Source organism: Halomonas denitrificans (assembly GCA_019800895.1).
Lineage (GTDB): Bacteria > Pseudomonadota > Gammaproteobacteria > Xanthomonadales > Wenzhouxiangellaceae.
This window is the reverse complement of sequence record JAHVKF010000002.1, coordinates 816,680-830,908: the sequence shown is the minus strand read 5'-3', so window position 1 is coordinate 830,908 and position 14,229 is coordinate 816,680. Positions and strand designations below refer to the sequence as shown.

Annotated in this window: 11 protein-coding genes; 5 read left to right on the top strand and 6 right to left on the bottom strand. The window is 68.0% G+C overall.

Features of this window, described 5'->3' with window-relative positions; genetic code table 11:
* Positions 1-15: 15 nt before the first annotated feature.
* From thiS to gshB, 6 genes are read right to left on the bottom strand one after another with little or no spacing between them, the layout of a single operon-like run.
* Positions 16-216, bottom strand: a complete 201-nt coding sequence (gene thiS, locus KUV67_07695) for a sulfur carrier protein ThiS (GenBank protein ID MBY6204763.1) — start codon at positions 214-216, stop codon at positions 16-18.
* A 38-nt stretch (positions 217-254) separates the two neighbouring features.
* A complete protein-coding gene (locus KUV67_07690; GenBank protein ID MBY6204762.1) occupies positions 255-1,184 on the bottom strand; it encodes an aspartate carbamoyltransferase catalytic subunit in 930 nt (309 codons plus the stop codon).
* Entirely contained in the window at positions 1,181-1,645 is a 465-nt protein-coding gene (gene ruvX / locus KUV67_07685) for a Holliday junction resolvase RuvX (GenBank protein ID MBY6204761.1), read from the bottom strand. The genes KUV67_07690 and ruvX overlap by 4 nt, the downstream gene beginning before the upstream one ends.
* Positions 1,638-2,204, bottom strand: a complete 567-nt coding sequence (locus tag KUV67_07680; GenBank protein MBY6204760.1) for a YqgE/AlgH family protein — start codon at positions 2,202-2,204, stop codon at positions 1,638-1,640. The genes ruvX and KUV67_07680 overlap by 8 nt, the downstream gene beginning before the upstream one ends.
* Before the next feature lie 58 nt (positions 2,205-2,262).
* Positions 2,263-3,123 carry an energy transducer TonB gene (locus KUV67_07675; protein ID MBY6204759.1) on the bottom strand — a complete coding sequence of 287 codons (861 nt, stop codon included), beginning with the start codon at positions 3,121-3,123 and terminating at the stop codon, positions 2,263-2,265.
* 9 nt (positions 3,124-3,132) lie between these two features.
* Positions 3,133-4,047 carry a glutathione synthase gene (gene gshB, locus KUV67_07670; GenBank protein ID MBY6204758.1) on the bottom strand — a complete coding sequence of 305 codons (915 nt, stop codon included), beginning with the start codon at positions 4,045-4,047 and terminating at the stop codon, positions 3,133-3,135.
* A gap of 192 nt (positions 4,048-4,239) precedes the next feature.
* On the opposite strand from gshB, the gene KUV67_07665 reads away from it, so the two are divergent.
* The 5 genes from KUV67_07665 (at position 4,240) to KUV67_07645 (ending at position 14,215) form a co-directional block, all read left to right on the top strand.
* A complete protein-coding gene (locus KUV67_07665) occupies positions 4,240-4,665 on the top strand; it encodes a response regulator (GenBank protein MBY6204757.1) in 426 nt (141 codons plus the stop codon).
* 94 nt (positions 4,666-4,759) lie between these two features.
* On the top strand, positions 4,760-5,302 hold the full coding sequence (locus KUV67_07660) for a chemotaxis protein CheW (GenBank protein MBY6204756.1): 543 nt from the start codon (positions 4,760-4,762) through the stop codon (positions 5,300-5,302).
* 75 nt (positions 5,303-5,377) lie between these two features.
* Positions 5,378-7,414 carry a methyl-accepting chemotaxis protein gene (locus tag KUV67_07655; protein ID MBY6204755.1) on the top strand — a complete coding sequence of 679 codons (2,037 nt, stop codon included), beginning with the start codon at positions 5,378-5,380 and terminating at the stop codon, positions 7,412-7,414.
* Between the two features lie 49 nt (positions 7,415-7,463).
* A complete protein-coding gene (locus tag KUV67_07650; protein ID MBY6204754.1) occupies positions 7,464-13,745 on the top strand; it encodes an Hpt domain-containing protein in 6,282 nt (2,093 codons plus the stop codon).
* Positions 13,742-14,215 (top strand): chemotaxis protein CheW, encoded by a 474-nt coding sequence (locus KUV67_07645; protein MBY6204753.1) that lies wholly within the window; start codon positions 13,742-13,744, stop codon positions 14,213-14,215. Before KUV67_07650 ends, KUV67_07645 begins: the two co-directional genes overlap by 4 nt.
* The last annotated feature ends 14 nt before the right edge of the window (positions 14,216-14,229 follow it).

Sequence of the window (14,229 nt, the reverse complement as noted above, 5' to 3'; positions counted from 1 at the left end):
GGACTCGGCGCCGGCTCAGCCGCCGCCGATGGCATGAACGATCTCGATCCGATCGTCCGGGCGAAGGACCCGATCACCGTGCTGGCTTCGCGGGACGATCTCCCCGTTGCACTCCACGGCGATCCGGCGCCCCGCCAGATCCAGCCGCTCGAGCAGCGTGGACACGGTGGCGGACTCGGGCAGTTCTTCGGCTTCGCCGTTGACGTGGACGCGCATGTCGCCGTGCTCCTCGTTCTGACTCGGGGGCCCGCATTCTAGGCGCTGGGCGTCGACTCTGCAGCGCCGGCCACCCATTCGAACACCGCCATCCGCAGCCACACGCCCATCCGCACCTGGCGGAGGATTCGCGATCGCTCCCCGTCGGCGACGCCGGGGGCGATCTCGACCCCTCGATTGACCGGGCCGGGGTGCAGAACCCGGGCATCGGGGCGCAGCCGGCCGGCCCGCTCCTCGGTCAGACCCCAGGCGGCGTGATAGGCGTCGGCGTCGGGCAGCGACAGCGCCCGGATCCGCTCGCGCTGGATACGCAGACACACGACCACGCCGGCATCGTCGAGAGCGGCGTCGATGTCCTCGACCCGCGCCACGCCACGGAACGCCGGGTCGTCGGGGTCCGGCAGCAGGGCCGACGGCCCGCTCATCCGCAGGTCCTCCACGCCCAAGCGGCGGTACAGCGAGAAGGCCGAACGGGCAACACGCGAATGGCGCAGGTCGCCCAGCAGGACGATCCGCGCCCCCGCCCAGTCGATCCCTTCGTCGGCGAGCGTCGCGGCATCGAGCAGTGCCTGGGTCGGGTGGGCCCTGGCTCCGTCGCCGGCATTGACGACGGCGACGCCGGTCCCGGCCAGGGCCCCGGCCACTCGCTGCGGGGTGCCCGCCTCGGCGTGGCGGACGACCAGTGCGGTCGGTTGCATGGCCGCCAGCGTACGGCAGGTATCCTCGAGCGACTCGCCCTTGGTCGACGACGACCGCTCGGGATCGATCGACAGGGGACGCAGGCCCAGGCGATGCGCGGCCAGCTCGAAGGACACCCGCGTGCGCGTGCTCGGCTCCCAGAACAGCTGGATGATCTCGCCCCGACAGGCCTCGGGACGAGCTCCCCGGGACAACGCGACAGCGCGTGCGATCAGCCGCTCCGCGTCACCGGGCGGCAGGGCTTCGATATCGATGAGGTGCCGGGTCACGGGTCGGGCGACTCGGCGGCTGCGGGGCCGCCGCGCGTCTCGGCAAGCCAGGATTCGAGGATCACGGCCGCGGCGTGGCTGTCGAGATCCCGCCCGGCCTTGCGTCGCGCGCGGCCTTCGCGTCGAGCGTTCCGGAACCTCGAATCGGCCTCCCGGCTGGAAAAGCGCTCGTCCTGGAACACGATGCGGAGCTCCGGGTGCGCGGCGCCGAGCCGCCCGGCGAACTCCCGGACCGTCTCGCTCATCGGGGAATCGGTGCCGTCGGCGGCCAACGGCAGGCCCACGACCACGCCTGCAGGCCGCCATTCGCGGACGATCCGGGCAAGCTCCTCGTAGGGATCGCCGGTGTGATGAAGGGTCTTCAGGGGCTGCGCGGTGCCGGTCAACGGCTGTCCCGTGGCGACGCCGATCCGTCGCTGGCCGTAATCGAGGCCCAGCCAGACCCGGCCCGATTCAGGCATGGCCTCCAACGGGCTGAAGCTTGGACGCATCGATGCCGAGGCTGGCCACCGCGCGCATCCAGCGGTCGTCGATCGGCGAATCGAACACGATCTCGGAACTGGCGCCCGTATTGAGCCAGGCGTTGTCGCGCAGTTCCTCTTCGAGCTGGCCGGCCGACCAGCCGGCGTAGCCCAGCGCCACCACGAACTTCTCCGGCCCGCGATGGTCTGCGATGGCCTCGAGGATGTCGCGCGAGGTGGTCACCATGATGCCCGGGGCGACCTCGCTGGTCGACTCCCACTCGCCGTCCGGCGTATGCAGGACGAAGCCGCGCTCCTGCTGGACCGGGCCGCCGGCGAGCACCGGCTGGTTGGCCAGCTCTTCGTCGACGCAGGGAATGTCGAGCTGGGCCAGCACATCCTTGAGCACGAGATCGGAATGACGATTGATCGTGATGCCCAGTGCGCCCTCCTCGTTGTGCTGGCACATGAGGGTGACGCCGTGGTCGAAGTTGGGATCCTCCAGACCGGGCATCGCGATCAGCAATTGCTGGTTGAAGTAGTTCACGGCATTCAGCATAGCAGGAGACAACTACCCATATCGGGCCGGGCCGGCCGCCGCGCAAGCCCCGGCCGCGTCAATTCAGCCCGGCCCGAGCCGAGAACTGCCAGGTCCGGGTGATCGTCAGGATGTCGGTCTCGGCCCGGATGTCCTCGGGGAGCGGTGCGTAGGGCGCCGCCAGGCGAACGATCCGAACGGCCGCCTCGTCCAGCAGGTCGTGCCCCGAGGAGCGCAGCACCTGGACGCGCTCGATCGAACCGTCCGCCAGCACATCGACGCTGAGCACCAGGCTGCCGTCCAGCCCCAGGCGCCGCGCCTGTTCGGGGTAGTTCATGTTGCCGACGCGCTCGACCTTGCCCACCCAGGCGCGCATGTAGGCCGCATAGAGGTGCTCCCGCGTATTGGCGGTCACGAACTTCCGCCGCGGCCGTTTCGGAGCCACGCGCTCGAAGGCAAGGGGGTCCGGGGCCGCCGTGACCCGTTCGCGGGTCTGGGCCAGCAGTTCCCGGGCGTCGGGCAGGGCGTCCTCGGCCGCCGGATCGACGGCGGCTTCCGGCGCAGGTGCGTCCTCGGTCCGGGTCGCGACGAGCTCGTCGGCCCGATCGGCGCGATCGGGCTCCGCCTCGACCGGTTGCGGCGCCGGCTCGGGCGGCGCGCCGGCCTCGAGCGGCGGAGGCTCCGAGGGCCTCTCGAGGTCCGGGTTGTCCCCGCCACCCTGCTGGTTGGCCTGGGCCAGGAAGTCGGCGTCTTCGGGCGCCCGCTCGCTGGCCGAGTCGACGAGAATCACGTCGAGACTGGGCGCCTGTTCCCCCGACTTGGCGTTCATCCAGTCGAAATGCAGCTGGGTGATGACGAGAACGTGCGCGACGACCGCCAACACGAAGGCGAGCGACAGGACCTCGATATTGGCGGTTCTCGGCGGCGCTGCTGCGTGCATCGCGGCGAATCAGAGTTCGAGGGCGTCGAACAGGCGCCCGGCGATATTGATCCCGAACTGCTTGTCGAGCTCGCGAACGCAGGTCGGGCTGGTCACATTGATTTCGGTCAGCCGGCCGTCGATGACGTCGAGGCCCGCGAATTCGATCCCGTGGTCGACCAGGACCGGCCCCACCACTTCGGCGATCCGGTGCTCGGCATCGGTCAACGGTCGGCCCTCGCCGCGGCCGCCGCGCGCCAGGTTGCCGCGGAAGTCCCTGCTGCCGGGAATTCGCGCGAGCATGTATTCCACCGGCTTGCCGGCGACCATCAGGACCCGCTTGTCGCCGTCGGCGATGCCGGAGAGGAACTGCTGGGCCATGACCAGGTCCCGGCCGTTGTTGCTGAGCGTCTCCAGGATCACCGAGAGGTTCGGGTCGTCGGCGCGGGCATTGAAGATGCCCCGCCCTCCCATTCCGTCCAGCGGCTTGACGATGGCCCGATCGCGGGCCTCGACGAACGCTCGCAGCATTTCGATCTCGGCGCTGACCAGCGTCGCGGGCATCAGGTCGGGAAAGCGAGCGATCGCGAGCTTCTCGTTGAATCCGCGCAGCGCTTCCGGGCGATTGACCACGCGCGCCCCGGACCGGACGGCCAGGTCGAGCAGGAGCGTCGTATATATATAGGAGTCGTCGACCGGCGGATCGGAGCGCATGAACACGACGTCACCACGACCCAGCGACCGGCGCCGGTCCTCCTCGACGCGGAAGAAGTCGTTCGCCCGGTCGATCAACTCGACGCGCCGCAGGCGCGCGCTGCATTCGCCGTCGATCAGCGCCAGGTCACCTTCGTTGGCGTACCAGACCGGCAGACCACGATGCTGCGCCTCGAGCATCAGGGCGAAGGTGGTGTCCTTGGCCGGGTTGATCTCGGCGAGTTCGTCCATGACGAAAACCGCAGCGGTCACGGCACGACCCCCGCAGCCGATCTGGGAAAGGGCTCTCGGTCCGGGCCCTCGAGCTTGACCGAGCGCACACTGTCCGACCCGGATTGCGCTGGATTCAGAAGTTTCAACGGTTTAGACTTCCGCCAAAAGAATGTACTATAACCGCCTGTAAGCATTGATTGAGCGAACCCGATGAGCGATGCAGCAAGCCCCAACGACCCCGCATCGGCGGACATCGACGGCCTGAAGATCATGGTCATCGACGACAGCCGCACGATTCGTAAATCGGCAGAAACCATGCTGAGCCGCGAAGGGTGCGAAGTGATTACCGCCGACGACGGGTTCGAGGCCTTGTCGCTGATCAACAAGCACAACCCGGACCTGATCTTCGTCGACATCATGATGCCGCGGCTCGATGGGTACCAGACCTGCGCCATCATCAAGAACAACAGCAAGTTCCGTGACACGCCGGTCATCATGCTGACCAGCAAGGACGGCCTGTTCGACAAGGCGCGCGGGCGAATCGTGGGTTCGGACCACTACCTGACCAAGCCGTTCACCAAGGACGAGCTGCTGACCGCGGTCCGGGAGAAGGCGCCCAACAAGCAGGTTGCCTGAACGGCCGACGCGGCGCCGCGCCGCGCGGGCGAGGGAGTTCCGAATCGTCCCCCCGCCCGGGATGATTCTTGCAAAGGGAGGCTAGACGGGATTCATGGAATCCAAGTCCGGAAAATCACTGTTCGAGCTGCTTCGAGACTTCGAAGCGCGCAGCATTGCCCATGACGTTTCCAGCTCGACGCAGCGTGACAGCGAGAGCAACTGGGACGGCGTGGTCTTCCGCCTCGGCGAACACCGCCTGACCATCGGCATTACCGACGTCGATGAAATCCTGCCGCTGCCGCAGTCGACGCCCGTGCCGGGCTCGCAGGAATGGCTGATCGGCATGGCCAACGTGCGCGGCAACCTGGTCACGATCGTCGACCTCGGTTGGTTCCTGTTCGGCAGCCGCACCCCGATCACAGCGCGGACCCGCCTGATCCTGACCCGCCTCCAGGGGCGCTATCTCGGCCTGATCGTCGACGAAGTCTTCGGCCAGCGCCACTTCAACCGGAACGACCTGACGCCGGAAGACGAGCCGGCCGAGGCCCTGCAGGGCCTGGTCAAGGACCATTTCCCGCAGGGTGAGGAAATCTGGGGACGCTTCCGCATCAACGAATTGATGACCGAGTCGCGCTTCCTGGACGGCTCCGCCTGAGGCGGCGGCGATCCGACCCTGACCACGAACGAACACCAGCCAACGCAAGACTGACGACATTAAAGAGGCCCAGGCATGAGCAGCAAATCCCCCACGACCGAGCGCCGACTTTCTCCCGCCCAGGTTCTTCTGTTCCTGGTCCTGGTGGGCCTGGTGGCCGCAGTGTCGGTCAACTTCTTCCTCCTCAACCAGCGCAACCAGCAGGAAACGCAGTACCTGGCGCTGACGACCGAGGTCCAGGTGCGGGCTCAGCAGCTGGCCAAGGCCGCCGGGGAAGCCGCCATCGGCAACTTCGACGCGTTCGACGAACTGGGCCGGACGCGAGAGATCATCAGCAACGCGATCGACCAGCTGCGCAACGGGAACCCGGAAACGGGCCTGCCGCCGTCGCCGCAGAGCGTCAACGACAGCCTGGCGACGCTGGAGCAGATCTGGCAGCGAATCGAAGTCGAAGCCGAGCGGATCCTGAGTCGTTCCGAGCTGGTTCTCGACCTCGCCGATTCGGCGGCCGCGTTCGCGACCAACATTCCGCAGCTGCAGGCGCTGTCCGACGAGGCCGTGCGCCTGATGATCCAGACCGGCACGCCGGTCGGCCAGATCTACGTCGCCTCCCGGCAGCTGGTCCTCGCGGATCGGATGCTGCGCCGCGTCAACGAGATCCTCGGCGGCGGGACCGGCGCGATCACGGCGGCCGACGCGTTCAGCCGCGACGCCGTCCTGTTCGACCAGGTGCTGCAGGGCCTGCTGTCGGGCAACGAGGAACTGAACATCCCCGCGGTTCGCAACCCGCAGGTGCTTTCGGCGCTGGCCGCCATCCAGCCGGTGTTCGAGGAAGTCAAGATCGACGTCGACACGATCCTGTCCGGGTCGTCCGACCTGTTCGAGGTGCGCGAAGCCGCCGACGAAATCTTCCTAGACTCCCAGGACCTGACCGATCAGGCGGCCGCGCTGGCCGTCGAGTACGCCACGCTGGGCGAAGGCCGGCTGTGGCCGTCGCTGACCGCCGGCATCGCGATCGCAGCGGCTGCACTGCTCGTGCTGTTCCTGGTCGGCCTGAACCTGTACGTCGCCCAGCGCCGCCGCGCGCTGGAAACCGCCGAACTGAACCAGCGGAACCAGGAGGCCATCCTGCGCCTGCTGGACGAAATGTCCTCGCTGGCCGACGGTGACCTGACGGTCGAGACGACCGTGACCGAGGACGTCACGGGCGCCATCGCCGACTCGGTGAACTTCGCCGTGGAGGCCCTGCGCGACCTGGTCTCCGGCGTCAACTCCACCGCCCGCCAGGTGGCCGCCCAGGCCCAGGAAACGGAGGCGACCACGACCCAGCTGGCCGAGGCCTCCGAGCACCAGGCCCGCGAGATTCGCGTGGCCAGCGACACGATCAACGAAATGGCGAAGTCCTTCGACGACATGGCCAAGCGCTCGAGCGAGTCCGCGGAAGTCGCGCAGAACTCGGTGAAGATCGCCAACCGCGGTGCCGACATGGTGCGTCAGACCATCACGGGCATGGACAACATCCGCGACCAGATCCAGGAAACGTCGAAGCGAATCAAGCGACTGGGTGAATCGTCGCAGGAGATCGGCGACATCGTCGAACTGATCAACGGCATTTCCGAGCAGACCAACGTGCTCGCCCTGAACGCCGCCATCCAGGCTGCCTCGGCCGGCGGCGCAGGCCGCGGTTTCGCGGTGGTTGCCGACGAAGTCCAGCGCCTTGCAGAACGCGCCACGAACGCGACGCGGCGAATCGAAACCCTGGTCCAGACGATTCAGTCCGACACCTCCGAGGCCGTGACCTCGATGGAAACCACCACTTCCCAGGTGGTCAGCGGGGCGCGAACGGCCGAGGACGCGGGCGAGGCGCTGGAATCGATCGAGAAGGTCTCGAACGACCTGGCAACGCTGATTCTCGATATCTCGAACCAGGCGCAGCAGCAGTCGCAGAACGCCGGCAAGATCGCGCGCCTGATGAACTCGATTCGTGACATCTCCGTGCAGACGACGGAAGGCACCAACCAGACGGCCCAGTCGGTGGTCAGCCTGGCCAACGTGGTCCGCGATCTCCGCGACTCGGTGGCCGACTTCAAGCTGCCCGAGGACCAGGACTGAGCGTGGTCCACGGGACCACCGAGCGCCACTCTGAGCGAATGAGGCTGCCATGTTGAATCCGTCCGCCGCGGCGCGCGCCCAGGGCATCCTGTGGACGCGTCCGCACCTGGCCGAACTGTGCGATGCGATCCGCCATGCCGTCGAAGGCGTGGCCGGCGACGGCAGCGGCAAGGCTCCGCCGCTCACCCAGGCGCGCGCACACGGGCACCAGATCGCCCACACCCTGGACACCCTGACGGTGGACGGCGCGGCGCGACTGGCCCATGCCCTGGCTGCGGCCCTCGATGCCATCGACGAGGACGTCGGAGAGCACGAGGCGACCACGATTCTCGAGGCGGTGGCGATCCTGCCGAACTACCTCGAACGGCTGGAAACCGGCGCGCCCGACACGCCCCAGGTTCTGGCCGAGCGCATCGCCGAGCTCCACGCGATCGCTGGCCATGAGCCGGCCGGCGACGACGATGCGCTGGCGGTCCTCGACCCCGCGTCGGCTCCGGTCGACGAAGCCCCCGACCCGAACACCCTGCGTCGCGAGTGGCAACGCGCGCTGCGCGATTGGTTGATGGACCCCGCCCAGTCCGGCGGCCTGGTCGCCGTGACCGAGCAATTGATCGACACGCCGATTCCGTCGATGCGTCGCGTGGGTACCGCCGCTGGCGCCACGTTCGCGGCGCTGGCCGAAGAGAAGCTCACGCCGACGCCCGAGATCAACAAGCAACTGGCCGGGATCGACGCCTTGCTTCGCCTGTGGGCCGTCGAGGGCCCCGGCCCGCAGCTGGACGCCGCGGCCGACGCAGCCTCGGGCGCCCTGCTCGGCCACCTCCGGTCGGCCGAGCCCGGCCTCGATGCAGTCGATCGCCTGCGATCGGAGGGCGCCGCGGAGAAGCCCGCCGTCAAGGACGAGGACGAGGACGAAGAGGAGCTCGAGCGCGCCCGCAGCGTCCTGTCCGGGCGCAACCGGGAACTCTTCACCGCCGTGGCCGAGGCGGCCCGTGGCGAACTCAACGAGGCCAAGGACGCGCTGAACACCACGCTGATCGGGGCCGGAGACGAGGCCCCCGATCTGGCCGATCAGGCCGCGCTGCTCAATTCGGTCGCCGAGAGCCTGTCGATGCTCGGCCTGAACCGGCTCGCCGATCGGGTCCGGGCACAGGCCGGGCGGCTCGACGAGCTCACCGGCGATCCCGACAGCCCCGCGCTGCTCGACGTCGCGCGAGAACTCCTGCTGGTCGACAGCGAGCTCGAAGAGGCCGTGCTGTACCTGGGCGAAGCGCCGAGCAGCGAACTGCTCGAGGGCGACGGCGCCCACCTGCCGAAATCCGAGCACCGGCGCGTGATGCGCCAGGTGCTGCACGAATGCCTGGATGATCTGAGCCAGGCCAAGCATCTCCTGGACCAGCTCCATCGCGGCCAGAGCGACGGCAACTCCGCCGACCAGGCGCGCCATACGCTCGAACGCCTTGCCGGGGTCCTCCGCATGGCCGGGCTCGGCGAAGCCGCCGAGCTTGTCGAGGCCAGCTCGCGCTCGGTCCAAGAACAGCTGATCGACCAGCCGCCCGAGCAGGCCGACCGGGACCGCCTGGCGGCACTGGCCGAGGCGCTGGTCGTCACCGAGTTCTACCTCGACAGCCTGACCCGCCTCGACGACCGCGGCCCCGAGTACCTGGCCAGCGCGCGGACCCACCTGGCGGAACTGGGCTACATCGAAGGGGCTGCCGCCGACGAGCGCGATGGCCAAGCGGCAACGGCCGAAGCCGAGGAGCACGAAGCGGCTGCAGACGAAACGGCCGATGCCGAAGCGGTCGAAGCCGACGCGGATGCAGCCGACGAGATCGAGGCCGACGGCGAGGACGCCGAGCCCACCGACGAGGACGCCGAGGGCATCGAATTCGAACCGACCGGTTTCGCGCCGGACGCCGAAGGCGACGAACGCGAGACGGACGACGAGCTCGGCACCGGCGGCCTGGAATTCGAAACCGGGTCGGCAGGCGAGGAATCCGGCGAGGCCGCGGAGTCGGCCGATGTCGATGCGGAATCCGAAACCGATGCGGAGGCCGCCGAACAGGACGCTGAGGGCATCGAGTTCGAATCGACGCCGTTCGAAGCGCAGGAGGATGCACAGGAGGCCGAAGCGTCGCTCGAGACGCCCGGCATCGATTTCGACGATTTCGACGGCGACTTCAGCTCGCTGGACGAGACTGCATCGGCAGACAGCGACGAGGCCCTGGATGCCGGCGGTCGTGAGGGCGTCGGAGTCGAAGCGCCGGCCGACGAGGTGTTTGGCGAGCCGGACGCTGCGGAGGACGAGGCGGCCGACGAGGCAAGTGACGACGACATCGCCGAAGAGGGCGCTACCGACGAGGACGACGCCGACGAGCGGTCGCTCGCAGCCGAGGGCGAACCATCCGCCGAAGCTGCCGACGAGGACGAGGGCGAGCCCGCGCTCGAAGAGTCCGGCGACGACACCGCGGCAGACGAATCGGCCGGGGCGGTGACCGAGGAGCAGGAACCGGAGGCGTTCGAACCGGCCTCGGCCCTGGCCGGCGACGATTTCGACCTCACCGAGATCTTCCTCGAGGAATTCGACGAGGAACTGGCCGCTCTGCAGGAGCGCCTGCCGCGCTGGCGCGACAACCTCGACGATCGCGAGCTGCTCGCCGATATCCGGCGCTCCTTCCATACGCTGAAGGGTTCGGGTCGTATGGCCGGCGCCGAGGAGATCGGCGAATTCAGCTGGGCCTTCGAGCAGATTCTGAACCAGACCCAGGACAACCAGTTCCGACCCGAGGAGGTCATCGACCTGGTCGAGGAAGCGGTACAGGCGCTGCCTTCGCTGCGCAATCGACTGGTCGGCGAGCCGGCCGATCTCGACGAGGCCGCGGTCGAAGCGCTGGTCGAGCGAGCTGGCCGCGTCGGCGCCGAGCAGACCCTGCCCGAACTCGAAGGTCTCGACGACCAGCTGGTCCAGCTGATGATCAAGGAAATCAGCGACCACCTGGAATCGGTGGATGCCTGGATCAACGGCAGCCGCAACCAGGGCTGGGCCCTGCCCGTCGATCGCGACCTGATCCGGTCGGTGCACACGATCAAGGGCACCCTTCGCCTTGCGCCGGTCGGCGACGAAGCCGAAAGCATGCAGATCATCGAGGAGTATCTGCAGGAGCTTGCCGACACGGAGGCCACCCCGAGCGACGATGCCGTCGTCCTGATCGAGGACATGCGCACGATGCTGGCCAAGCGCCTCGAGCGCTTGAACCAGGAAGCGGTATCGACCCGGCACTTCGAGACCGCTCACCTCGCCGAACAGGCGCGCAGCCTGATCAGCAGCCTGCATCGTCGGCGCGACGCCGACGATGCGGCGTGGTCGGACGAGTACAAGACCTTCGAAGCCGCGGAAGAGCAGGCCGCGCAGGACGAGACAACCGACGAAACGATCGACGAACCGGTCGAAGCGCCGGCCGACGGGACGACCGAACCGGCGGACGACGACGAAGCCATCGAGCTCGAAACCGACGAGGACGAATCTGTCGAGGACCTCGAAACGGCGCCAGCGGATGCGAGCGCGGATGACGAGATCGCCGACACGGAAGAGGACGAGGCGGACGACGCCGCGATCGAATTCGAGGACGAGTCCGAAACGCAGGAGCCGGTCGCCGAGGACGAGCAGGCCGACGAGCGCGAGGCGCTCGACGAAACGAGCGACGACGAACCCGAGAGCGAGGACGCCGTCGAAGCGATCGAGTTCGAAGACGACGACGGCGAAGACGATGCCGAAGCGGAAGCCGACGAGGACGACGTCGAAGCCGAAGTCGAAGTCGAAGTCGAAGCGGACGTCGACGAAGACGACGCCGAAAGCGAAGAGGACGCGCGAGCCCGCGCGATCGAGATCGCCTCGAAGGTCGAAGCCACCTTCGAGGAATGGCCCGAATCCCAGATCGGCGAGGTCGATCGGCCGGCGGAGCCCGAGGCCGAGCAGGAATCGGACGAGGCTGCCGCGGCAAGGACAGGACGCGACACGATCGCGGTCGACTACGCCAGCCTGGACGACGAACTCGTCGACCTGTTTGCCGAGGAAGGCCAGGAGCTTCTCGAGCATGCCGACGGGCTGCTGCAGCAGTGGCGCGAGAACCCGTCGGACCGCGCCCTGGTCACCGCACTGCAGCGCGACGTCCACACGATCAAGGGCAGCGCCCGGATGGCCGGCCTGAACCCGATCGGCGAAGTCGCCCACGTCCTCGAGGACCTGCTCGAGAGCATTGCCGGAGGCCAACAGGAAGCCACGGCCCAGCGCATCGATACGCTGGAGACCGGCTGCGACCACCTGCACGGCATGGTCGACGCGGTCACCCGCCGCGAGGCGCTGCCGGCCCGCCCATCGGGCGAGGCGATCGATTCCGACGACGAGGCGTCCGAAGCGCTGGAGACGGTCACGCGCCAGGTCGAGGCCGACGACTCGGCGTCCGCCGATGCCCGGACCGGTCGCGCCAGCACCATCCGGATTGCTTCCGAACGGGTCGAGGAGCTGCTCAACTTCGCCGGCGAGATCAGCATCTTCCGTTCGCGCATCGAGCAGGAGATCGGTGGTTTCCGCGGCAACATCGGCGAGATCGAGCAGACCGTCGCCCGCCTGCGCGAGCAGCTGAGAAACCTCGAGGCCGAGACCGAAGCGCAGATTCTCTCGCGCTACGAGCGCGAGCACGGCCCGGACGAGGAAGAGTTCGATCCGCTCGAACTCGACAGGTACTCGACGATCCAGCAGCTGTCACGCGCGCTGGCCGAGTCGGTGTCCGACCTCAACTCCCTGACCGAGCTGATGGACGACTCGGGCCGGCAGACCGAAACGCTGCTGATGCAGCAGGCGCGGGTCAACACCGAGCTCCAGGAAGGCCTGATGCAGGCGCGGATGGTGTCCTTCAACACGCTCGCACCGCGGCTCCGCCGGGTCGTCCGCAACGCGGCCCGCGACGCCGGCCGCAAGGCCGAGCTGGATATCGTGGCCGAGGGCGAAGGCGAACTGGACCGCAACGTCCTGGACCGCATGACCGCGCCGATCGAGCACATCCTGCGGAACGCGATCGCGCACGGCATCGAGTCGCCGTCGGAACGCCGTGACGCAGGCAAGAGCGAGACCGGCCGGATCCGGATCGAGATCGATCGCGAGGCGACCGAACTGCTGATCCGGATCAGCGACGACGGCGGCGGCCTGAACCTGGACCGCATCCGCGAGCGCGCGCTGGAGCAGGGCCTGATCGACGCGGACCAGGCCGACGATACGGATGCCTTGTCCCAGATCATCTTCCAGACCGGCTTCTCGACCGCCGAAGCGGTCAGCGAACTGTCCGGCCGCGGCGTCGGCATGGACGTCGTGGCATCCGAGATTCGCCAGGTCGGCGGGCGGATCAATGTCCAGACCGAGACCGGCAAGGGCACGCGATTCACCCTGCGCATCCCGCTGAGCCTGGCGGTCATGCAGGCGATCTTCGTCGAGGCCGGCGAACGGCTGTTCTCGATTCCGCTGCAGGCGGTCCGCGGCGTGGCGAAGATCCGGCCCGCCGAGTGGCAGGACGCGCTGGACGGCGACGGCCTGTTCCACTACGGCGGCCAGGACTATCCGTTGCTCGAGCTCGAGCCTCAGCTCGGCTTCGATCCGGAAGAGCCCGAAGAAGGCGCCAGCATGTCGCTGCTGATGATCACCACCGGCGACCAGCGAGCGGCGATCCGGGTGACCGACATCCAGGGTCACCGCGAGATCGTGCTCAAGCCCGTCGGGCCGCAGATCAGCTCGATCCCGGGCATTCTCGGCGGCACCATCATGGGCGACGGCCAGGTCGTGGTCATCCTCGACATGGCTCCGCTGATCGAGCGCGCGATTCGCGAGCAACGCCTGCCCGGCATGGTCCAGCGCAGCGATTCCACGGCCGCCGAGGTCGAGGAAGTCAAGCGCACGCCGCTGGTCATGGTGGTCGACGATTCCATCACCATGCGCCGCGTGACCTCACGCATCCTCGAGCACCACGGGCTGGAAGTGCTGACCGCCCGCGACGGCGTCGAGGCCGTGGACCTGCTGTTCGAGCGCGTGCCCGACCTGATGCTGCTCGACATCGAGATGCCGCGCATGGACGGCTTCGAACTGGCCGCCCATGTCCGCGACGATGCCCGGCTCAGCGATGTACCGATCATGATGATCACGTCGCGTTCCGGCGACAAGCATCGCGATCGGGCGAAGAAGCTCGGCGTCGATCGCTACCTGATCAAGCCGTACCAGGAAGCCAACATGGTGCGTAACGTGTTCGAGATGCTCGAGATGCCGGTGCCCGGAGACGACCGATGAGCGAAACCGAAATCCGCAGCGTGCTCGTGCCGGTGACCGACGCCGAGCTGCTGCTGGCCAACGCCAATATCGCCGAGATCGTCGGGTTCGTCGATCCCGACCCGATCGACCAGGGTCCGGAATGGCTCCTGGGCAACGTGCTCTGGCACGGCTGGCAGGTACCCGTGGTGTCGTTCGGCATGCTGACCGAGCAACAGGACCGGGAACCGGTCGAGAAGGCCAAGATCTGCATCACCAAGTCGCTGGTCCACAGCGACCGCCTGCCCTACATCGGCCTGCTCGCCCAGGGCTTCCCCCGGCTGGTCACGATCACCGAATCGACGCTGGTCGAGGTGCCGGACGCCAGCAACCACATCGCCATCGCCGGCCAGGTGCTGGTCGGCGACCGGGAAGCGTGGGTGCCCGACATGGACCGCATCGCGCAGCTGGTCGCGCACGCCGCCTACGGGGCCTTGCCGGTCACGCGCTGAATCGCTCTCGCGCT